The organism is Methylobacterium sp. PvR107, from assembly GCF_017833295.1.
Lineage (GTDB): Bacteria > Pseudomonadota > Alphaproteobacteria > Rhizobiales > Beijerinckiaceae > Methylobacterium.
Window position 1 is genome coordinate 1,173,026 of record NZ_JAFIBW010000001.1, and the last position, 21,707, is coordinate 1,194,732.

Annotated in this window: 19 protein-coding genes and 1 pseudogene; 11 read left to right on the forward strand and 9 right to left on the reverse strand. The window is 66.3% G+C overall.

Going from position 1 to position 21,707, the window contains the following annotated elements:
* The first annotated feature begins 2 nt into the window (after positions 1-2).
* The 3 genes from folP to folK are packed head-to-tail and all read left to right on the forward strand — an operon-like array spanning position 3 to position 1,686.
* A complete protein-coding gene (gene folP, locus JOE48_RS05390) occupies positions 3-839 on the forward strand; it encodes a dihydropteroate synthase (protein WP_312893087.1) in 837 nt (278 codons plus the stop codon).
* A gap of 2 nt (positions 840-841) precedes the next feature.
* Positions 842-1,219 (forward strand): dihydroneopterin aldolase, encoded by a 378-nt coding sequence (gene folB, locus JOE48_RS05395; RefSeq protein ID WP_210028507.1) that lies wholly within the window; start codon positions 842-844, stop codon positions 1,217-1,219.
* Complete coding sequence (gene folK, locus JOE48_RS05400) at positions 1,216-1,686, forward strand: 2-amino-4-hydroxy-6-hydroxymethyldihydropteridine diphosphokinase (RefSeq protein ID WP_210028508.1); 471 nt, start codon at positions 1,216-1,218, stop codon at positions 1,684-1,686. Before folB ends, folK begins: the two co-directional genes overlap by 4 nt.
* Before the next feature lie 6 nt (positions 1,687-1,692).
* On the opposite strand, the gene xoxJ is transcribed toward folK, so the two are convergent.
* The 6 genes from xoxJ to JOE48_RS05430 all read right to left on the reverse strand — a co-directional run bounded on the left by xoxJ (position 1,693) and on the right by JOE48_RS05430 (position 7,867).
* Positions 1,693-2,538, reverse strand: a complete 846-nt coding sequence (gene xoxJ, locus JOE48_RS05405; protein WP_245252717.1) for a rare earth element methanol dehydrogenase accessory protein XoxJ — start codon at positions 2,536-2,538, stop codon at positions 1,693-1,695.
* The gene (locus JOE48_RS05410) at positions 2,538-3,152 is read right to left on the reverse strand and encodes a c-type cytochrome, methanol metabolism-related (RefSeq protein ID WP_210028511.1); all 615 of its coding nucleotides are present in this window, start codon (positions 3,150-3,152) and stop codon (positions 2,538-2,540) included. Before JOE48_RS05410 ends, xoxJ begins: the two co-directional genes overlap by 1 nt.
* A 134-nt stretch (positions 3,153-3,286) precedes the next feature.
* Positions 3,287-5,092, reverse strand: coding sequence for a lanthanide-dependent methanol dehydrogenase XoxF1 (gene xoxF1 / locus JOE48_RS05415; RefSeq protein WP_210028513.1), 1,806 nt, complete (start codon positions 5,090-5,092; stop codon positions 3,287-3,289).
* A 712-nt stretch (positions 5,093-5,804) separates the two neighbouring features.
* On the reverse strand, positions 5,805-6,092 hold the full coding sequence (locus tag JOE48_RS05420) for a hypothetical protein (RefSeq protein ID WP_210028515.1): 288 nt from the start codon (positions 6,090-6,092) through the stop codon (positions 5,805-5,807).
* 125 nt (positions 6,093-6,217) lie between these two features.
* The gene (gene rnd / locus JOE48_RS05425; protein WP_210028516.1) at positions 6,218-7,390 is read right to left on the reverse strand and encodes a ribonuclease D; all 1,173 of its coding nucleotides are present in this window, start codon (positions 7,388-7,390) and stop codon (positions 6,218-6,220) included.
* 75 nt (positions 7,391-7,465) lie between these two features.
* Complete coding sequence (locus JOE48_RS05430) at positions 7,466-7,867, reverse strand: hypothetical protein (RefSeq protein ID WP_245252718.1); 402 nt, start codon at positions 7,865-7,867, stop codon at positions 7,466-7,468.
* Between the two features lie 144 nt (positions 7,868-8,011).
* Here JOE48_RS05430 and aspS point away from each other — a divergent pair, with 144 nt between their 5' ends.
* From aspS to JOE48_RS05460, 6 genes are all read left to right on the forward strand, one after another.
* Positions 8,012-9,856, forward strand: a complete 1,845-nt coding sequence (gene aspS, locus JOE48_RS05435; RefSeq protein ID WP_210028517.1) for an aspartate--tRNA ligase — start codon at positions 8,012-8,014, stop codon at positions 9,854-9,856.
* A gap of 21 nt (positions 9,857-9,877) precedes the next feature.
* Complete coding sequence (locus JOE48_RS05440) at positions 9,878-10,750, forward strand: glycosyltransferase family 2 protein (RefSeq protein WP_210028518.1); 873 nt, start codon at positions 9,878-9,880, stop codon at positions 10,748-10,750.
* Positions 10,747-11,823: an acyltransferase gene (locus JOE48_RS05445; RefSeq protein ID WP_210028519.1), complete on the forward strand. Its 1,077-nt coding sequence runs from the start codon at positions 10,747-10,749 to the stop codon at positions 11,821-11,823. The genes JOE48_RS05440 and JOE48_RS05445 overlap by 4 nt, the downstream gene beginning before the upstream one ends.
* Positions 11,820-12,152: a hypothetical protein gene (locus JOE48_RS05450; protein ID WP_210028520.1), complete on the forward strand. Its 333-nt coding sequence runs from the start codon at positions 11,820-11,822 to the stop codon at positions 12,150-12,152. Before JOE48_RS05445 ends, JOE48_RS05450 begins: the two co-directional genes overlap by 4 nt.
* Before the next feature lie 286 nt (positions 12,153-12,438).
* The gene (locus JOE48_RS05455; protein ID WP_210028522.1) at positions 12,439-13,260 is read left to right on the forward strand and encodes a hypothetical protein; all 822 of its coding nucleotides are present in this window, start codon (positions 12,439-12,441) and stop codon (positions 13,258-13,260) included.
* Complete coding sequence (locus JOE48_RS05460) at positions 13,257-13,940, forward strand: hypothetical protein (protein WP_210028523.1); 684 nt, start codon at positions 13,257-13,259, stop codon at positions 13,938-13,940. The genes JOE48_RS05455 and JOE48_RS05460 overlap by 4 nt, the downstream gene beginning before the upstream one ends.
* A gap of 13 nt (positions 13,941-13,953) precedes the next feature.
* On the opposite strand, the gene JOE48_RS05465 is transcribed toward JOE48_RS05460, so the two are convergent.
* Positions 13,954-14,208, reverse strand: coding sequence for a DUF3297 family protein (locus tag JOE48_RS05465; protein ID WP_210028526.1), 255 nt, complete (start codon positions 14,206-14,208; stop codon positions 13,954-13,956).
* Between the two features lie 45 nt (positions 14,209-14,253).
* Complete coding sequence (locus tag JOE48_RS05470; RefSeq protein WP_210035581.1) at positions 14,254-14,871, reverse strand: CatB-related O-acetyltransferase; 618 nt, start codon at positions 14,869-14,871, stop codon at positions 14,254-14,256.
* A gap of 78 nt (positions 14,872-14,949) precedes the next feature.
* On the opposite strand from JOE48_RS05470, the pseudogene JOE48_RS05475 reads away from it, so the two are divergent.
* Together JOE48_RS05475 and JOE48_RS05480 are read left to right on the forward strand one after the other, a co-directional pair.
* A pseudogene (locus tag JOE48_RS05475) lies at positions 14,950-17,276 on the forward strand (NADP-dependent malic enzyme).
* An 82-nt stretch (positions 17,277-17,358) separates the two neighbouring features.
* Positions 17,359-18,804, forward strand: a complete 1,446-nt coding sequence (locus tag JOE48_RS05480) for an acetamidase/formamidase family protein (RefSeq protein WP_210028527.1) — start codon at positions 17,359-17,361, stop codon at positions 18,802-18,804.
* A gap of 122 nt (positions 18,805-18,926) precedes the next feature.
* Here JOE48_RS05480 and JOE48_RS05485 read toward each other — a convergent pair whose 3' ends face one another.
* Complete coding sequence (locus tag JOE48_RS05485; RefSeq protein ID WP_245252719.1) at positions 18,927-21,383, reverse strand: methyl-accepting chemotaxis protein; 2,457 nt, start codon at positions 21,381-21,383, stop codon at positions 18,927-18,929.
* Between the last annotated feature and the right edge of the window lie 324 nt (positions 21,384-21,707).

The window sequence follows — 21,707 nt, forward strand, 5'->3', positions numbered from 1 at the left end:
TCGTGACCCCCTCTTCCGGCCTTTCCGATCTGCTGCCCGATCTCGGAGGGCGTACGCTGGTCATGGGCATCCTGAACGTCACACCCGATTCCTTCTCGGACGGCGGCCTGTTCGCCGGGGAGGCCGCGGCCGTGGCCCAGGCGGAGCGGCTTGTCGCGGATGGGGCGGCGATCCTGGACATCGGCGGCGAATCCACCCGACCCGGGCATATCCCTGTCTCGGCCGAGGATGAGCAAGCACGGGTGCTTCCGGTGATCCGCGCGGTGGCTCCCCAGCTGCCCGTGCCGATCTCGATCGATACCTACAAGGCCTCGACGGCGCGCGTCGCTCTCGCGGCCGGCGCGCGGATCGTGAACGACGTCTGGGGACTCCAGCGCGAGCCCGACATCGCCTCCGTGGCAGCCGCTCACGGCGCGCCGGTCATCATCATGCACAACCGCGAGTCGATCGAGGCAGAGATCGACATCATCGCCGACATGCTGCTCTTCTTCGAGCGGTCGCTTGGCATCGCACATCGTGCGGGCATCGCGAATTCCGAGATTGTACTCGATCCGGGCGTCGGCTTCGGCAAGACCTGGGTTCAGCATCTCGAGGTGCTACGGAGGCTACCGGAGATCCGCGCCCTCGGCTTTCCCGTTCTGGTGGGCGTTTCCCGCAAGTCGCTCCTCGGACGCCTGCACAATCGCGAGACCCGGCCGGCGGATCGGCTCTATGGCTCCCTTGCCGCGCACGCTCTGGCGGCGACACTGGGCGCCGACATCGTCCGCGTGCATGACGTGGCGGAGCATATCGATGCCCTGCGCGTCGTCGACGCTGTGATGCGGCCGGGGGAGCGCTGAGCATGGTCGGCGATCTGATCCGCGTCACCCGCATCGCCGTGTTCGGGCGCCACGGGCTGTTGCCCGAGGAGGCTGTGCTCGGCCAGCGCTTCTACATCTCCCTCAAGGCCCGTCTGGACCTCAGTGAGGCCGGCCGTTCCGACGCGGTCGCCGGCACGGTGAGCTATGCCGACCTGACGCAGATCGCCGTCGCGATCGGCACCGAGCAGCGCTTCAACCTCATCGAAGCCCTGGCGGAGGCCATCGCGGCCAGCATCCTCGAGCGCTTCGCGCGCATCGACGCGATCACCGTCCGCGTCGATAAGCCAAGTGCGCCGGTCCCGGCGATCCTGGACGAGGTCAGCATCGAGATCACACGCCGGCGCGGAGACCGCGCATGAGGGCTTATCTCGGTATCGGCAGCAATATCGGCGACATGGCCGCGATGCTTGACCGGGCCGTTGCGGGGCTCGCCGCCGTGCCCGGCATCGCTGTCGTGGCGCGCTCGGCCGATTATCGCACGCCGCCCTGGGGCAAGACCGATCAGCCTTGGTTCCTCAACGGTGCCGTTGCGATCGACACGGATCTTGATCCGCACGGCCTGCTCGATGCCTGTCTGTCGGTGGAGCACGAGCTTGGTCGCGTGCGCGAAGAGCGCTGGGGACCGCGGCTGATCGATATCGACGTGCTGGCTTACGAGGGGGCCGCCGTCGAGGACGCGCGCCTCGTGCTGCCGCACCGATACGTGCGCGAGCGCGCCTTTGTACTGGTGCCGCTGGCCGAGATCGCGCCGGATCTCGTCATTGGCGGCGAGCGGGTGATCGACGCCTTGGCGAAGCTCGACCGGAGCGGTATCACGCGGGCGTGACGCCGCTCAGCGTTCGCCAGGCGCGGCCAGCTTGTTGTCTTCCTCGTCGAGAAGAGGCACGTCGTACGCGCGAAGCACCGTGTCGATATCCGACTTGCGCTTGCGTAGCACCGTGTTCAGCGTGCGCTTCCAGTCGTTCTCACCGAGGCGGACGCCCATTGCGATCCGATAGGCCATCGGCGGCCGCTCGGGCTCCTTGAGCAGCGGAACGACGCTAAGCGCTGTGCCGGACTGCTTGGCAAGCCAGCCCGCAGCCGGTCCCCAGAGCACCGCCGCGTCGATCTCCTTCGCGGCAAGGGCCGCGACGATCTCGGCGGCAACCGTCTGGTACTTGCGGGAAGGATCGAGCTGGTACGGCGCGTAGGCTTTCATGCTGGACACGAGGCCCAGCTCGCCCATCCGGTTGACCGGCGGTGTTCCCGCGATCACACCGATGCTCTTGCCCTTCAGGCGCGCGTCGTCGAGGCCCGTCACGCCGTCGAACTCGCCCTTGCGGGTGACCAGCGTGTAGGCGGACCGGTAATAGGGGTTTGTGGTCTGGACGAGGTCGCTGCCGAAGGCCTGGCCCATGATCAGGTCGCAGAGGCCGGTCCCAAGCGTGTTGCGCACGAAGCCAGGGCCCTGGGTCAGCCAGTAATAGCGGACCTTCACCTTCAACTCATCGGCGATGATCGCCGCGATCTTGTTCTCGAAGCCGTCCTCCTTGCGTTCGGAGAACGGCATGTTGCCCGGATCACCGCAGACGCGCAGCACGTCGGTCGTGACCATATCCGGCAGATGCTGGGCGAGAGCTCCCTGTGCGCCGGTCAGAGACAGGACACAGAGAGCGACGATCCGGGCAAAAGACGACATCAGCCGCCCATGCATTCCTTCTCGGCCTTCCTGGCGGTTTCGGGCTTGTCCTCGTGGTCGGAAGGACGAATACGGCCGATCGCTCCGGCGGCGCGTGCCTTCAGATAGACGTAGAGGTCGTCCGAGTAGCACATGACGTTCTTGTTATCGCCGAAGGCCGGCATGACCTTCTGCTCGGACGCGCTCACGTCCTGCTTGCCGCCGACCAGGATGCCGATGAATTCCTCGTAGGAGAGATGCTTCAGCGAGTCCTTCAGGGCCGGCGCATAGGTCGAGCCCATGCCATCCGGGCCGTGGCAGACGTGGCACTCGGCGTGGTAGCGGCGGTAACCCGAGTAGCTGTACCAGTCGAGCTTCTTGCCGTCCTGCGTGATGTGGAACGTCGGATGGCCGTCGGCATCGAGATACTTGCCGTCCTCGTTCTTCACGGCGGCATCCTGCTTCAGCAGCTTCTCGTCCTGCTCGGCAGTCTTGTCGTTCGCGTTGAGCGAGTTGGCGAGGGCGGGGTCGGCAGCGGGCTTGGCATCCTCAGCATGTACGGCAACCGCGGACACGGTCGCTAGGGCGAGGGCGGCGATAACCGGCCGCGTTACGATCTTGCTGAGGTTGAGCAACGCATGTGTCTCCCTGGATCGAGGCTCTTCGTCTCCCTCCGAGACGTTGCCTCTTACGCAAAAGTCTAATCACAAGGATGCCGGCGCGGGAACCCGCGCCGGCATCGTTTTTTACACTCAGACCCTGCGGCCGATTAGTTCGGCAGGGCGAAGACCGTCAGCTGGCCGCCGAGGTTGGTGTACTGCGACAGAGCCGCGTAGCCACCCACCGCGCCGAGGCCGGCGTTCGGGTCGGTCAGGCCGGCCGCGAGGCCGATGCCGGCCCAGCCGCCGACGCCCGACAGGACGCCCACGTACTGCTTGCCCTTGTGCTGGTAGGTCATCACGTTGCCGATGATGCCCGACGGGGTCTTGAACTTGAACAGCTCCTTGCCGCTCTTGTCGTCGACCGCCTTCAGGTAACCCTCAAGCGTGCCGTAGAACACCACGTCGCCGGCGGTGGCCAGAGCACCGGACCACACCGAGAACTGCTCGGCGTTGGACCACTTGATCTTGCCGTTGACGCCATCCCACGCGATGAAGTTGCCCATGCCGCCGTGCGAGTTCGGGGCCGGGTACATCGAGAGGGTCGCACCGACGTAGGGCTGGCCCGGGGTGTAGGTCACCCGGAACGGCTCGTAGTCCATGCAGACGTGGTTGGTGGGCACGTAGAACAGGTTGGTCTTCGGCGAGAAGGCCGCAGGCTGCTGATCCTTCGACCCGAGGGCCGCCGGGCAGATGCCCTTGGAGTTGGTGTCCTCACCGTTCTGCTCGGTCGAGTACTTCGACACGACCAGCGGACGGCCGAAGTTCTTCGAGCCCTTGTCCATGTCGACCTTGGTCGCCCAGTTGACGGCCGGGTCGTACTTCTCGGCGACGAGCAGGCTGCCGTCCGCGCGGTTCAGCGTGTAGCCGAAGCCGTTACGGTCGAAGTGGGTCAGGAGCGGCTGCTCCTTGCCGTCAACCTTCTGATCCGTGAGGATCATCTCGTTGATGCCGTCGTAATCCCACTCGTCGTGGGGGGTCATCTGGTAGACCCACTTGGCGACGCCGGTATCCGGGTTACGCGCCCAGATGGTCATCGACCACTTGTTGTCGCCCGGACGCTGCTTCGGGTTCCAGGTCGAGGGGTTGCCCGAGCCATAGTACATCAGGTCGAGCTTGGGGTCGTACGAGAACCAGCCCCAGGTGCAGCCGCCGCCGGTCTTCCACTGATCGCCTTCCCAGGTCTTCAGCGAGGAATCCTTGCCGACCGGCTTGCCGAGCGAGGTGGTCTTCTCCGGGTCGATCAGCATCTGATCGTCCGGGCCCTCGGAGTAGCCGCGCCACACCTTCTTGCCGGTCTTCAGGTCGTAGGCGGTGACGTGGCACTGCACGCCGAACTCGCCGCCCGAGATGCCGACGATGACCTTGTCCTTGACCGGCAGAACCGTCGCGGTGTTGGTCTCGCCCTTCTTCGGGTCACCGTTCACGACCGACCAGTTGACCTTGCCGGTCTTGGCGTCGAGCGACACGAGGGTGGTGTCGGCCTGGTGCAGAAGGATGGCGCCGTCGGCGTAGGCCAGGCCACGGTTGACCGTGTCACAGCACATGACCGGGATCACGGACGGATCCTGCTTCGGCTCGTACTTCCAAAGGATCTTCGCCTCGTGGTCGAGGTCGAGGGCGTACACGATGTTCGGGAACGGCGTGTGCACGTACATGACGTTGCCGACGACGAGCGGCGAGCCCTCGTGGCCACGCAGAACGCCGGTCGAGAAGGTCCAGGCGACCTGGAGATTCTTCACGTTCGACGCGTTGATCTGATCGAGCTTCGAGTAACGCGTATTCGCGTAATCGACCGTCTGAAGCACCTGCTCCGCCGGATTGGCGATGCCCTTCATGACGCTTTCGTTGGCCAGCGCCGGCGCGGCAACAGCCGCGACACCCGCGCCGAGCGCAAGGAGATGTACCGCTCTCATGGGTTCCTCCGACAAGTCTTTGAGTGTTTTCGCGACACATCTAGAGAGTGGCGTCGCTTAGACTCCGACCTGACTGTTTGCGACAGGGATGGACGCCTCGGTAGCGGGCATAGTGGACTTCGAGGAGATCTGCAGATCCCCTAAGCCAGGAACCGCCATCCCTGAGGCGGTCCCCTCGAAACCGAGGCTTGAACGGACCTTAAGAGATTTTTGAGCGCCGTCAACTCGCTGTTCCACGCTCGCCGGCACTTGGTGAAAGGTTCTTTTCGCATGACAGAAGCATGGCGAATGTCATCCTCCTGCGAAATGAAATGGTGCGTCGCACAAATAGCCGGCCGTTCTTTCTGCACCGTCTCACGGTGACGTGAGCGATTCCCATGCAGATCTTGCAGAGAGGTAAGCTTTGCTGAAGCGGCCCATGCACCGTTGGCGGGACTGGCCGGTCATGGGACGTCATTGTGACAAGGGTCGGGATTGCACCGCGATATCGCTTGGCGGTGGTTCGGTGTGGGGCCCGGCTTGCCGGCGGGCTGTGCGCCCAGTCGCCGCATCCCATGCTGAACGAATGTCGGCAGCCTCTAAATCGTTTGCACGCGACAAATTGCCGAATGATCCCGGACGATGATTCTAGAAAGCGCATGGGTCCGCACTGCCGCGCGCGGCCCGTGCGCCTTCAGACCTTCTCTAAACGGCTTGCGGAGGCGCCCGGAACTCACAGACCGCCGACGGGTCCCGTGCTCTCGAAGTCCGCGATATCTTCATTGAGGTCGGTCACCGAGATATTGAGACGCCGTCCGTTCGCGAGACGGAGCTGCGCATCAGGTTCGAGCCAGATTGGCCTCAGGTTGGAATGAGTACCGTGCAGCGTGCCGTAGGCCACGACTCCGTCTGCTCGCCGCTCGATCATGACACGGTAGCGGACTCGCACGGGTCCGCACCCTTCAGCTGAAACCAGCCCACGGCCGACCAGCGTCTTCAGAACTTCGTTCGGCTCGAACATAGGCGCCACGCTGGGGCGGGACTAAGCGGCAATCCCATTGCCATTTAGTCCCGGTCCGCAGGCAAGTCACGCTTGCAGGCTCGTGGCGCTGTATTGCCGGAAGGGTACTGTCAGGCGGCGGTCGCTCAGACCTGACCGGGCGCCGACGGCTCAAGGTCGCGAACGACGATACGGCCCGCCTCAACGGAAAGCGCCAACCGCCCCTGCTTCAAGGCCAAGGCCTTGTCCCCGAACAGGCTCCGGCGCCAGCCCTGAAGAGCGGGAACGTCGGCCGCATCGTCGTCGGCAATGGCCTCCAGATCGTCGACCGTGCCGATGATCTTGGGCGCGACGCCTTCGGCCTCGCAGACCGCCTTCAGCAACACCTTGAGAAGTTCCACGATCGCGCCGTTGCCGCCGCTCCGGCGCACGCGCTCCGGCAGACGGATGTCGCTCGTGTCGCGCGACAGGCCGCGCTCAACGGCCGCGACGATGTCGGCCCCCGTGCGCGAGCGCTCGAAGCCCGCCGGAATCGTTCGCAGCCGGGCCAGGGCCTCCGCGTTTCGCGGCGCTGCAGAAGCGACGTCGATAACGGCTTCATCTTTCAGGATCCGTCCGCGCGGCACATTGCGAGCCTGGGCCTCGCTCTCGCGCCAGGCGGCAACCTCCATCAGCACCGCGATCTCGCGAGGCTTTCTCATCCGGCCTGCCAAGCGCCGCCAGGCTTGCACCGGATCGGCCCGGTAAGTCTCGGGCGAGGTGAGCACGGCCATTTCCTCATCGAGCCATACGCCGCGATCCGTGCGCAGCAGCTCGGCGACGAGGACCTCGTAGACCTTAACCAGATGGGTGACGTCCGACAGCGCATAGGTGAGCTGCGCGTCGGAAAGCGGCCGCCGCGACCAGTCCGTGAAGCGGGACGATTTGTCGATCTTGGCCTTGGCCACGTCGTTGACGAGTTGCTCGTAAGAGACGGAATCGCCGTAGCCGCACACCATCGCGGCGACCTGCGTATCAAAGAACGGATGCGGCAGAAGTCCGCCGATCAGCCAGATGATCTCGAGGTCCTGGCGCGCTGAATGGAAAACCTTCACGACGCGCTCGTCGGCCATCAGGCCGATGAACGGCTGCAAGTCGATCCCGGGTGCCAGCGGGTCGATCAGAACTCCGCTGCCGTCCGGAGCCGCCATCTGGATGAGGCAGAGCTTCGGGTAATACGTCGTCTCACGCATGAACTCCGTGTCGACGGTTACGAAGGGCTGCTCGGCCAGCTGGGTGCAGATTTCGCGCAGCGTGTCGGTTGTGGTGATCAGGTCCATAGGCTGGCTATACGCAACCGACGCGTCCCTGGGGAGGGATCCGCGCGCAGGTCCCCATCTTTCCGACATCGGGTGTCACGGGGCCGGTCCTGACAAGAGGGCCCGACGGCCCGCCCGGGATTGCCGCCGAATGCGCCGTGCGTCGGCGCGGCGTTGCGCCTCGGCGCGCCCAAGGAGCCGGTCGAGGATGCCGGCCTCGATGCGCTCGCCCGTCGCACCGTCCGTGAGGCGGCGGATCCGGTCGACACGGAATCCGCGGTAGCCACCCCGTCGAGCGTCGATGCCCCCGAGGAGGGTCCGCCCCGGCCCGAGCTTCAACTCGCGGGCGTTCAGCGACCGGCTGCTCCACGCACCGGTCGCATCTTCGTAGACGAGGTCGAAACGGCCATCGAGCGGCAGCGTCCGCCACACGCTCGGTGCGGCCTCGAACGCCCCGTCGTGTCGACCCTCCGGGTGGGAAAAAGCGTTGTGATTCATGCACATCATATGGGAATGCGCAGCTCTTCCCGGTAGGCCCGGCGCGGAGCGCGGCGCCGGTCCCGTGGCCATTGCGGGCGCCCCGCGCTTGACTTGGGTGGCCTCGCGTGAATGGTGCCGGCCTTCCCACAGAAGAAGCCCGTCATGCACCGTTACCGTTCCCACACCTGCGGGGCGCTCCGCCCGTCCGACGTCGGGCAGAATGTCCGCCTCTCCGGCTGGTGCCATCGCATCCGCGACCACGGTGGTGTGCTGTTCGTGGATCTGCGGGATCATTACGGCCTCACCCAGTGTGTGATCGACTCCGATTCTCCCGCCTTCAAGGCTGCCGAGACGGTGCGTTCGGAATGGGTCGTGCGGATCGACGGCCGCGTCCGCACCCGCCCGGCGGGGACCGAGAATGCCGAGCTGCCGACCGGCGCGGTCGAGGTCTATATCGACGACCTGGAAGTGCTCGGCCCGGCGGGCGAGCTGCCGCTGCCAGTCTTCGGCGATTTGGAATATCCGGAGGAGACGCGGCTTCGGTACCGTTTCCTCGACCTGCGCCGGGACAAGCTCCACGCCAACGTCATGAAGCGCGGCGCGATCATCGATTCGCTCCGCCGCCGGATGCGCGAGAGCGGCTTCTTCGAGTTCCAGACCCCGATCCTGACAGCCTCCTCGCCCGAGGGCGCCCGGGACTACCTCGTGCCGTCGCGGGTCCATCCCGGCAAGTTCTACGCGCTTCCGCAGGCGCCGCAGCAGTTCAAGCAGCTGACGATGATTGCGGGCTTCGACCGCTATTTCCAGATCGCGCCCTGTTTCCGCGACGAGGACGCCCGCGCCGACCGCAGCCCCGGCGAATTCTACCAGCTCGACATCGAGATGAGCTTCGTGACCCAGGAGGACGTGTTCCAGGCGGTGGAGCCGGTCCTGCGCGGTGTCTTCGACGAGTTCGCCGAGGGCAAGCGCGTGACCCCGGAGTTCCCGCGGATCACCTTCGCGGATTCGATGCTGAAATACGGCGTCGACAAGCCGGACCTGCGCAATCCGTTGATCATCGCCGACGTGACCGATCTGTTCGCCCGCGACGACGTGGCGTTCAAGGCGTTCAAGGGCGTGATCGCCTCGGGCGGTGTGGTCCGTGCGATCCCGGCGACCGGCGCGGCCGCGCAGTCCCGCTCGTTCTTCGACAGGCTCAACGACTGGGCCCGCTCCGAGGGCGCGCCGGGGCTCGGCTACGTCGTGTTCGAACAGGAGAACGGCCAGCTGACCGGCAAGGGGCCGATCGCCAAGTTCATCCCGGCCGAGGTGCAGGCGTTGATCGCCGAGCGGGCCGGCGCCAAGGCCGGCGACGCGGTGTTCTTCTCCGCCGGTGTCGAGGGCAAGGCGGCCGGCCTCGCCGGCAAGGCCCGCATCCGTATCGGCGACGAACTCGGCCTGTGCGACAAGGACCAGTACGCGTTCTGCTGGATCACCGACTTCCCGATGTACGAGTGGAGCGACGAGGAGAACCGGATCGACTTCTCCCACAACCCGTTCTCGATGCCGAACATCGACCGGGAGGAGTTCCTGGCGCTCGACCTCGATGCCCTTGCCGGCGAGGACGAGACCGGCGCGAACACCAAGCGGATCCTGAACATCAAGGCGTTCCAGTACGACATTGTCTGCAACGGCGTGGAGCTGTCCTCGGGCGCGATCCGCAATCACCGTCCGGACGTGATGGAGAAGGCCTTCGCCATCGCGGGCTACGGCCACGAGGTGCTGGAGCAGAAGTTCGGCGGCATGCTGAACGCCCTTCGCATGGGCGCCCCGCCGCACGGCGGGATCGCGCCGGGCGTCGACCGCATCGTCATGCTCCTGTGCAACGAGCCGAACATCCGCGAGGTCGTGCTGTTCCCGATGAACCAGCGCGCCGAGGATCTGATGATGGGCGCACCGTCCGAGGCGACGCCCAAGCAGCTGCGCGAGCTGCACATCCGGCTCAACCTGCCCGAGAAGAAGGCCTGAGGCGGCGCGACCCGCCGCCCGGTGCCGAGTCTCGTCGCGATCGTTGTCGCGCATGACAGCGCCGACGTGCTGCCCGGCTGCCTCGCGGCGCTCGCCGGCCAGCACGTCCCGGCGATCGTGATCGACAATGCCAGCCGGGACACCTCCGCCTCCGTCGCGGAGGCCGCTGGCGCGCAGGTGATCCGCAACGCCCGCAATGAAGGCTATGGCCGCGCCAACAACCGGGGCGTCCGCGCGGCCGTCACGGCGGAGCACGTCCTGATCGTCAACCCGGACGTGGTGTTGCGCCCGGGCGCCGTGGATGCCCTGCTGAATGCGGCCCGGTCCTGGCCGGATGCCGGGCTGCTGGCCCCGCGCCTCGTCGAACCTGACGGGCGCTACTTCTTTCAAGCGCGCTCGCTGCTCGCGCCCTATCTGACCAACCCGACCGGCCGGCTCGCACTGCCGCAGGGCGATGCCTGCGCGCCGTTCCTGTCCGGGGCCTGCCTGATGATGCCGCGCGCGCTCTTCCTGGACCTCGGCGGCTTCGACGAGAACATCTTCCTGTTCTACGAGGATGACGATCTGTGCCGCCGCGTCGCCGATGCCGGCCGCGCGCTGATCCATGTCCACGGCGCCGAGGCGCTTCACGGCCGTGGCCGCTCGTCTACCCCCGAGCCGGGACGCGTGTTCCGCACCCGCTGGCATCAGGCTTGGTCGCGCGCCTATGTCAGCCGCAAATATGGCCTGCCCGATCCGAGCCGCACGGGACTGATGACCAATTTGCCCAAGGCGCTTCTATCGGCGCTCGTCCTGCGCCGGGCCGGGCTTGAGCGCTACGGCGGCTCCGCCGCTGGCGCCCTCGCCTTCCTGCGGGGCCGGACCGCGCTGGCCCGCGAAGGCCTGGTCCGATGAGCGTCCCGACGATCGCGGCCGCGCTGGACGGGCGGCGCAACGGCTTCACCGGCCTGCGGCTGGCCCTTGCTGTCGCCGTGGTGGTGTCGCACGCCTTCAGCGTCGCCACCGGCGCCGCCGGGGACGAGCCCCTGGCTCGGCTGACCGGCTACACGCTGGGCGAGCATGCGGTGAACGGCTTCTTCGCCGTGTCGGGCTTCCTCGTGACCATGAGCTGCGACCGGCGCGGGATCCGGGACTATGCGCTGGCCCGGAGCTTACGAATCCTGCCCGGGCTGGTGGCCGCGACCCTGGTCGTGTCCCTGGGCCTCGGCGCGGCGATGACCCGCCTGCCCGTCTCCGACTATTGGCGCGAGCCGGGCTTGTGGTCGTTCATCCGCGGGACGCTGACGACCTTCAAGAGCAACGCCGCCCTCCCCGGCGTGTTCGAGGCCAACCCGTACCGGGCGCCCCTCGGCACGGTCTGGACGCTGAAATACGAGGTGCTGTGCTATCTCGGCGTCCTCGCCGCCGCCCTGTGCGGGCTGCTGAGGCGGCGCTGGTCGGCCCTGGCGATCGTCGCGGGGCTGGCGCTGGCGCTCTCCATCCTGACCGGCCTGCGGGGTGCCGACCTGCCCAAGGGCACCGAGACCGCTTTGCGCCTGCCCCTGATCTTTGCGGCCGGTGCCTGCCTCTATCTCTGGCGCGAGCGCCTGCGGATCTCGACGGCCGCCCTCGCTTGCCTCGCCTTCGGAGCCTTCGCCCTGGCACGGACGCCGGCCTATCCGGCCCTGCTGTTCCTCGCGGAGGCCTACGGCGTGGTCTGGCTCGCCCTCGGCCCATTGGCGCGCGGGCTGTTCGATCCGCCCGCGGACCTGTCCTACGGGATCTATCTCTACGGCTGGCCGATCCAGCAGGCCCTGCACGCCCGGTGGCCGGAGATGTCCGGTCCCGCGTTGCTGGCCCCGGCCTTGGCCGCGACGCTGCCGGTGGCGGCCCTGTCCTGGTACGGGATCGAGCGGCCGGCATTGGCGCTGAAGGCGCGGGCGCTCGGGCGCCGACGCCTCGGCACGATCGAGCCGGCGGGGCCGTGAGCGATCAGGATCGGGCACTCCCGCCCGCCGCAGCCTTGGCGCTGGCGGCGAGGCTGCTGGAAGCGCAGGGCTTCATGATCGTCGCGCGGAACGAGCGGGGCGACAGTCTCTATCTCGCGCTCCCGGGCCAGGACGCGACTCTTCGCCTGTCCAGCCATGCCCGCCGTCCCCGGCAGCGACGGACCCATCCCGAGGTCGTGACCAGCCTCGTCGTTGCAACGCCGAAGCGGCCCCGTCAGCTTGAGACGCTGATCGCGGCGGCTAAACGGGATTACGCGGCTCGCGCGACCAGGGGCCATGTTCGGGAAGGGCGGCCATTCTCAAAATAGGAATACATAGACATAACTTGCGCGAAGGAATAGGTTTTTTGTCCAAGCGGGGGCAAGGCCGATGTCGCGACTCACAAATGATCGTCACGCCCGGGAGGTTGCCGCGCTTCGCGCAGAACTCGCTGGCCTCGCTGTCGAAGTTAAGCTGATCCGGCTCGATCGCGTTTTGAGCCGCAAGTACCGACCCGACCAGCCGCGCGCGCCGGCCGGCCAGTCCGACGGCGGCCGCTAGGTCTCGGAGGGCACAGACGGCGGCTCCGAGGCTCAATCGCAAACGGAGGACGCAGTGCTCGAAGATGGATCGCGGGTTCTCTCGATCCGGATCCGAGCCAAACCGCACACGGACTGGGACGAGCAGCACACGGTCACCGGACCGGACGGGACACGCACTGTCTTCGAGACCTCAGGTCTTACTCAGACGATCCGCGATGGCGACAGCGGCGAGATCCTGGCTCGCAGCATCCTCACCCAGGATGGGGCCGAGCCGGAGGCCTTCGTCCAACTGGCCCGAAGCCAACCGCGCGCCTCCGACGAGTTGGCCCGGCGATTCGCGAGAACGCTCGAGGCCGCGGGATCGCTCTTCTCGGTTCTGTCCGGTCGGAATACCAGCGATCGAAAGGCTATCTTCGCCGCTCCGGCGAGCGAGTATATCCCGGGGGATGCTTACAACGATCGAGCCATGTGGGTTGGGGCAGTAGGGCAGACCGAGTTGGACCAGTTGTGTCCTCGCAACAGGGAGGTGCAGGCTATAGCGGATGCGGTCGCTGCAGGTGTCAAAGCGTCTGGCAATTACTTCGGTGCCCAGGATTTCGGCAACAAAGTGCATGCTGGTATTGCGGGCGTCATAAATGCCACGAAAGACCCGAATCTTGTCGCCGAGACATCTTTTGATGCTACGACTGGTACGGATGCGAAATATGGCGCGCGAGGATCGATCCGGCTTGATGTGCTTGAGCGTTCGCAGCCATCTACTGTCTGTGTCTATGATCATAAGACAGGAGGTGCATATCTCAGAGGACCGCGGTCAGTCGATATCGCCACTGTTGTGCAAAGACGTTATCCAGGTACACTGCGTTATATTCTGATTCAGATCAAGCCCATGACATGACCAGCAATCGTCAAGTTCGGCCGATCTTTGAAGCTCTGAAAAAAGCGCATCCGCACCTAACGCAGATGGGTGATCGTTTTTTAGTTGTTAAACCTGTTCATCATATCGCGCATGGCATATTTATCGAGAGAACGTCTGATCCTGATTGTTGCTCACTGAGATTGGTTATGGCGGCGTTGTATTTTGCAGGTTTGGATGGTAATGTTTCCATTGGAACGTACTTTGAGCGTTTAGATAGGCCTCCAGCATCGGCGGAAAAGCTCTGGCACTGGTCTGACCCCACGATGGTATCGGAAGCCATCGCAGTCTTAAATTCCGTAGCGCTTCCGAAACTGGCACTCTATGGAACGCCGGAAGGCTACGCGACACTGCCGCCGAGGCCACATTGGGTCCACGACGAGCCGCACGAGGACCGCATGATCGTTTACATCGCAGCCGGCAACCTAAACGCCGCGCGAGCGATCTGGCACGAACGACAAGCGTGGCACATCGGCAAGTCGTTTCCTCCAGGATCGCGCCCGCATCGTTGGCAGACGCAGCTTGCTGCCGTGGGGGAACCCCTCATGGCCGGTGACCGCCCGGCGCTGGCGAAGATCCTGCACGATTGGGAGGCCGCCAACGTCCGCGGAACGGAGCTGGAGCCCTACTGGGAGCCCACGCCGTTCCCGCTGGAGCGATGAGCCCGACAGGATCTCACTCGTCGTCCGCCGCATCGCGCAAGTAGGGCTCCACCGGGCCCTTCAGCTTCACCGTCATCGGGTTGCCGGCGCGGTCGAGGGTCTTGCCGGCGGAGAGGCGCACCCAGCCCTCGCTGACGCAGTACTCTTCGACGTTGGTCTTCTCCACGCCCTTGAAGCGGATGCCGACGCCGCGCTCCAGAAGGGCCGCGTCGTAATAGGGGCTTTCCGGGTTGACCGAGAGGCGGTCGGGCAGTGCGGGGTCGGACATGGTCGGGCTCCGGGTTCGGCGTGAGCGGCGAAGATGGGCCGCGGATTACGCAATCCCCCGCGCCGCCGCAACGGCGCCCGCTGCCGCGATCAGGGCCGCCACGTCGCCGCACTGCAGCAGCGGTACGAGCCGCGTCACCTCCGCGTGCGGCAGGTCCCACCACGCCGCCGCCAGCAGAGCCTCGACGGTCCCGGCGTCGAACCGATGCCGCACCACGCGCGCCGGGTTGCCCGCCACCACCGCGTAGGCAGGCACGTCGCGGGTCGCGACGGCGCGCGCCGCCACCACGGCCCCGTGGCCGACCGTTACCCCAGAGAGGATCATGCAGCCGGAGCCGAGCCAGACGTCGTGCCCGATCACGACATCGCCCCGCGAGGCGTGGAAATCCTCCGGCGCCCGGGCGTCCGGGAACAACCCGCGCATCGCGGCGAACGGATAGGTGGACACCCAGTCCAAGCGGTGATCGCCGCCGAGCAGGATCTCGACCTTGTCGGCGATGGAACAATAGCGGCCGATCGTCAGCCGCCGGCCGCTCTCCGGGAAACGGACTTTTGGACGCCCATACGAATAAGCGCCTATGGAGAAGCCGTAGGTTCTCGCCAGTTTGGCGAGGTGGATCCGCGTCTCGTTGTGCGGGTTGCGCCCCCTGCGCAGCCGGTGCAACAGACCGGTCAAGACGCGAGCCCGTGCGATGCGCGCTCGCGTCGTCCTCGGGAAAGCAGGTGAGCGGGAGCGTGGGCGATGGCCGATAACATGTCCGAGGACCTCAAGGCCGGGGCGCTCGTCTACCACCGCCTGCCCCAGCCCGGGAAGCTGGAGATCCAGGCGACCAAGCCGCTGGGCAACCAGCGCGACCTCGCGCTGGCCTACTCGCCCGGCGTCGCGGCCGCCTGCATGGCGATCTACGACGACCCGCAGCAGGCCGCCGAGCTTACGATCCGGCAGAACCTCGTGGCGGTGCTCACCAACGGCACGGCCGTGCTGGGTCTCGGCGATATCGGCCCGCTCGCCTCGAAGCCCGTGATGGAGGGCAAGGCGGTCCTGTTCAAGAAGTTCGCCGGTATCGACGTGTTCGACATCGAGGTCGACCAGAAGGACGTCTCGAAGCTCGTCGACGTCGTCTGCGCGCTGGAGCCGACCTTCGGCGGCATCAACCTGGAAGACATCAAGGCCCCCGAGTGCTTCGAGGTCGAGGAGCAGTGCCGGGCCCGGATGAATATCCCGGTCTTCCACGACGATCAGCACGGCACCGCGATCATCGTGGCGGCGGCCGTCCTCAACGGACTCGAACTCGCCGGCAAGAACCTGTCCGACGTCCGGATCGTCACCTCCGGCGCCGGCGCGGCGGCGCTCGCCTGCCTCAACCTGCTCGTCTCCCTCGGGGCGACCCGCGAGAACATCACGGTCACCGACATCAAGGGCGTGGTCTACAAGGGGCGCCCGGAGCTGATGGACCGCTGGAAGGACGTCTACGCGCAGGAGACCGACAAGCGTACGCTCGCCGAGGTGATCCCGGGTGCGGACGTGTTCATCGGCCTGTCGGCTGGCGGCGTCCTGAAGCCCGAATACCTGAAGGAGATGGCCGAGAAGCCCCTGATCATGGCGCTCGCCAACCCCTATCCGGAGATCATGCCGGATCTGGCCGAGAAGGAGCGGCCGGACGCGATGATCTGCACCGGCCGGTCGGACTTCCCGAACCAGGTCAACAACGTCTTGTGCTTCCCCTACATCTTCCGCGTGCGCTCGATGTCGGCGCCCACAAGATCAACGAGGAGATGAAGAAGGCCGCCGTGAAGGCGATCGCGGGCCTGGCCCACGAGACCACCTCGGACGTGGTCGCCCGGGCCTATGGCGGCGAGGCCAGGCCATTCGGGCCGAAATCGCTGATCCCGAGCCCGTTCGATCCGCGCCTGATCCTGCGCATCGCCCCGGCGGTCGCCCAGGCCGCGATGGATTCGGGCGTGGCAGGCCGGCCGCTCACCGACCTGGACGCCTATATCGAGGGCCTCGACCGGTTCGTGCACCGGTCCGGCCTGATCATGAAGCCGCTGTTCTCGAAGGCGAAGGCCAAACCCAAGCGTGTGATCTACGCGGAAGGCGAGGACGAGCGCGTGCTCCGCGCCGTCCAGGCGATCGTCGAGGACAAGGTTGCGTTCCCGATCCTGGTCGGCCGGCCGCGGGTGGTTGAAACCCGGCTGAAGCGCTTCGGTCTGTCCCTCGTGCACGGCCGCGACTTCGAGCTGATCGATCCCGAGGACGATCCGCGCTACCGCGCCTACGTGCAGACCTATCTCGAGGTGGCGGGACGCCGTGGCATCACGCCCGACGCGGCACGCACGCTGGTGCGCACCAACAACACGGTCATCGGCGCCATCGCGGTGCGCCGCGGCGAGGCCGACGCACTGATCTGCGGCCTGGAGGGACGGTTCGAGACGCGGCTGCGCATCATCCGCGACGTGATCGGGCTCGCGCCCGGCGTCGAGCAATGCGCCGCGATGAGCCTCGTGGTGACGCATAACGGCGCCTACTTCCTGGCCGACACCCATGTCCGCCAGAACCCTACGGCCGAGGAGATCGCCGACGTCGCGCAGGCTTGTGCCAGCCACGTCAGCCGCTTCGGCCTGACGCCGAAGATCGCGCTGCTCAGCCACTCGGATTTCGGCCAGTCGGATTCGCCCTCGGCGATGAAGATGCGCGACGCCCTCGCGCTCCTGCAGAAGCGCGACCCGGAGCTTCAGGTCGACGGTGAGATGCAGGCCGATTCGGCCCTCAACGAGATGGTCCGCGAGCGGGTGCTGCCCGGCTCGCGTCTCAAGGGCGCGGCCAACGTCCTGATCTTCCCGAATCTCGACGCGGCCAACATCGCCTTCCAGTTCGCGAAGGTGCTGGCAGACGCCCTGCCGGTCGGCCCGCTCCTGATTGGTCCGGCCAAGCCCGCGCACATCCTGACGCCTTCGGTGACGGCCCGCGGCATCGTCAACGTCACGGCCGCGGCCGTGGTCGAGGCTCAGGCGGACGAGGCCGCGCCGACGGCCGAGGAGAGCGGCGTCGGCATGATCTCGGAATGAGAAGCGGCTGTCGGCGGCCGCGAGCGTGGCCGTCGATTTGCTTCCCGCTCTCGCGGACACGAGATCATCGGGAGACGACGCAATGTGCGCGGGCGACGATCCAACCTGCCACGCCTTCGAGGAGCATCGCCGCCAATTCCGGCGCGATCTGGAACCGGAGCGGCGCGCCTTCCTGAAGAGCAGCTTCGCGGCGACCGGTGCCGCCGCGGCGGCTTTCGCGGCCGGCGGCCCGTCTCTGGTGAGCCCGGCGCTCGCGGAGGCGAGCGGCGCCAAGATCGCCGCGACGGCGCATTACCACCTGCCGGCCAACGCCGAGACCGTCCACTGGGGCTTCTTCAGCCGCAGCCTCAAGCCGAAGGTCGAGATCGGCTCGGGCGATTTCGTCACGATCGAGACGCTCACCCATCAGGCGAGCGACGATGCCGAGCGGATGATCCAGGGCGATCCGGGCGCCGAGAGCGTCTATCTCTGGACCAAGGACAAGATGGCGGTCTCGCCCCGCGGCGCCGGCCCTATGGACGCCAAGATCGGCCCCGGCGGTGGCCTCGGCGTGCATATCTGCACCGGCCCGGTGGCGATCCGTGGTGCCGAGCCCGGGGATGTTCTGGAGGTGCGGATCCTCGACGTGGCGCCCCGCACCTGCGCCAATCCCAAATACAAGGGTCTGACCTTCGGCAGCAACGCGGCGGCTTGGTGGGGCTACCATTACAACGACCTGATCACCGGTGATAAGCCGCGTGAAGTCGTCACCATCTATGAGGTCGATGCCACCGGCGAGCGCGACTGGGCCCGCGCGGTCTACAGCTTCCGCTGGCCGGGCGTGACCGACCCGTTCGGGGTCGCCCACCCGACCATCGACTATCCCGGCCTGCCGGTCGATCACGCCAGGACGCAGAAGACCTTCGAGGTGCTCAAGGGTATCCGGGTGCCGATCCGTCCGCATTTCGGCACGATGGGCGTCGCGCCCGCCGAGGCCGACCGGGTCAACACGATCCCGCCGAGCTACACCGGCGGTAACATCGACAATTGGCGGATCGGCAAGGGTGCGACGCTGTACTACCCGGTGGCGGTGCCGGGCGCCCTGTTCTCGGTGGGCGACCCCCATGCCAGCCAGGGCGATTCCGAATTGTGCGGCACCGCGATCGAGTGCTCGCTCACTGGCACGTTCCAGTTCATCCTGCACAAGAAGGCGGACCTGCCCGGCACGCCGCTGGAAGCTCTCGATTTCCCGATGATCGAGACCCGGGAGGAGTGGGTGCTGTCCGGCTTCAGCTACCCGAACTACCTGCGCGACCTCGGCCCGGATGCGCAGGCGGCGATCTTCCAGAAATCCTCCATCGACCTCGCCATGCGTGACGCCTTCCGCAAGATGCGCCAGTTCCTGATGCACGCGAAGGGGCTGACCGAGGACGAGGCGATCTCGCTGATGTCGGTCGCGGTCGATTTCGGGATCACCCAGGTCGTGGATGGCAATTGGGGCGTCCACGCGGTGGTCAAGAAGGCGATCTTCTCCGATCGCCTTGCCTGAGTGTCAGTCGCGGCCGATTGCAGCCGCGGCCGCCCATGGAGGCCTGCCGTCGCCGTCCCGAAGTGCTGAAGGGGCGGACCAGCTTTGCCGATCCGCGGTGTCGGGTCAGCGGGCGGATCGGGTCAAGCCGCCCGGGCGAAGGACGTCTTCATCAAGCCGGCCACGACGTCGTAGGTCTCGGTCCAGGCCCGTCGGACGTCCGGTGTGAAGTCCGCGCCGAGTGCGCGCTCGAGCGTCCAGAGCAGCGCGGACCCGACTGCCTCGAAATGCGCCTCCTGCGTGCCGTAGCTGATGTGCCGCTGCCCGAGATCGCGCACTGCAGAGGCCAAAGCCTCGGGCTTGTCGAGATTCGCGACCGCCAGCGCCAGCATGGCCATCAGCTTGTGCTTCTGTTCGGTCATGGACTCGGGGAACAGCGTCCGGATCTGCGGGGCGATCTCGAACAGCCGGTCGTAGAATAGATCGGCTGCAGTATCGGCGATCGGCTGGACCTTGGCGAAGGTCTCGCGCACGAGCGTCACCTGTGACGACGAGATGGTGTAGGTAGCACGAACATTCGCAAGAAAGTGCCCGACCGCGCCGCTGAGGTGATTCGACTGACGCGACAAGGCAGATGCCGCATCCAACGCTTGGTTGGCCGCGGATCCGGTCTTCTCGGCGGCCTGGGCCACGCCCGCGATGTTGCTGGTCACGATGGCGGCCCCAGCAGCCGCCTCTCCGACATTGCGGACGATCTCCTGGGTTGCCGTTCCCTGCTCCTCGACGCCCGCCGCAATCGCGGCCGCTACCTCGTTGATCTCCCGGATCCGGCCGGTGATCGCCCCGATCGCCGTCACCGCCTGCCCGGTCGAGGTCTGGACGCGGGCGATATGCCCCGAGATCTCCTCGGTCGCCCTGGCGGTCTGCTCGGCGAGCATCTTGACCTCCGTGGCGACCACCGCGAAACCTCGGCCCGCCTCACCGGCGCGCGCGGCCTCGATCGTGGCGTTGAGCGCCAGAAGGTTGGTCTGTCCGGCGATCGATGAGATCAGCGTGACCACGTCGCCGATCCTGGCCACTGCCGTGCGCAGTTCCTGCACCAGCGCGCCGGTGTGATCGGCCTCCGAGGCGGCCGCCCTGGCCAGCTCGGCCGATCCCTGGACCTGACGGCCGATCTCCTGCACCGAGGTTCCGAGTTCTTCGGCGGCGGCCGCAACCGTGTTGACGTTGCTGGCCGCCTCTTCTGCCGCGACCGCGACTGCGCCGGATTGGGTCGAGGTCTGCACGGCCATGGTCGACAGCGACCCAGCTGCGGATTGGAGTTCGGTCGCGGAAGCCGAGACCTGCCCGATCAGGTCGCCGACCGCCCGCTCGAAACCATCCGCCATCTGGCGCATGCTAGCGCGCCGCTCGTCATCCGCTTGCCGTCGCGCCGACGCTGTGTCGGCTTCCAGCTGCTGGGTGCGGATCAGGTTCTCCTTGAACACCTGCACGGCGGCCACGATCGGTCGGAACTCGTTGCTGTAGTCCTGCACGGGCACGTCGACAGTCGTGTCGCCCTGCGCCAGCGCCCGCACCGTCGCCGAGATCGCTCGAATCGGCCCGAGAACGCCGCGGAACAGAGCGAGCAATCCGAGCGCCACGAGCAGCGTCGCGGCCAGCAACGCCGCAGCATTCCGCAGGAGAATCGCGTGCGCCTCATGCGCCAAGGTTTCGGCCCGTTCCACCATCGCGTCGAGGGAAGCGTAGGCCAGATCAACGATTGTCATCTGATCGACGGTGTTGCGCGGCCGGAGTTCCAGGAATGGGAGAGGGGATGGCTTGTTCAGGCTCAGCGCATCGAAGACGGCCTGCGCGATCGCGGCGGACTCGCCCTCGAAGTTGCTGGCATGGGCCTTCTGGAATGCGGCCCTGATCGTCTCTGGAACATCAGAGGCGGCCTCGGTCGTCGCAATCCAGGCGCTCTGAAGGCGCGCGCGCTCCTCGGCAGCCGCCACGGTCTCAGCCAATGACCATCCGGTCTTCGCTGCCAGTGATGTATGGACCCGCAGCGCGACATTGCCGATCGCGACGCGGCTCGTCCATGCGGATCGCTTGAGGACGAGGTAGCGCTGCAGCATCGCGTCCGACCGAGGGATTGCGGCATCGACCGCATCCGTGGTTGCGGTCAGTGCATCGAGCAAGTTCTGGAAGGCTTTGAGGGCGGCCGGCAGCAGCGCCGCGTCGCGCTGGGTCTTAGGCAGTCGCAGGGCGCTGTCGATCTGAGCACGAAGGGCGTTCAAGGAATCCTGCGCCGCGTTCAGCCGGCCCAGCGTCGCGGACACCGCGGGCACGTCCTGCTCGTTCAGAAGCTCCTGGGCCGTCCGGAAGTTCGTCAGCATGGCCTCGCGACTCTGCGCGAGCGCCGAGAGCGTGTCCGGATCCGCGGGCGCCTCACCCCCGAGGGCGAGGGCCGAGCCGCGCTCCAGGCGCAGCGGCAGAAGGGTCTTGAGCAGGCTGCGGCTCGCCTGGGCCAAGGTGACGGCGCGCCCTGCCAGCCGTGCCTGCGATTGCGCTTCGATCAATGCCGTCGCAGCGTAGGTCAGTAACATCGACGCCATGGCTAATAACGTCACGCACATGAGCACGCGAACAGACAAACGTCCAAACTTGATCATAGATGAAAGTTCCGCAGCTCAGCGAGCGGTCCAGAAGGTGGCTGTACGCTAGCGCAAATAACTGCGGATTGCACGCCTGTTGCTTTACGGAGAAGATGGCGCAAAGGAAAATAAGCGAGTTCGAAACGTATTACATGCTGTAAATGACGATCAAAATACATATTCATAGATATAGAAAATGATTAAATCGCTTAATGCGTAATTGGAACACCACGTACCGAGCGACTTGCTGGTCCGATCGCCCTGATCAAGGCGCCGATCAGGGCG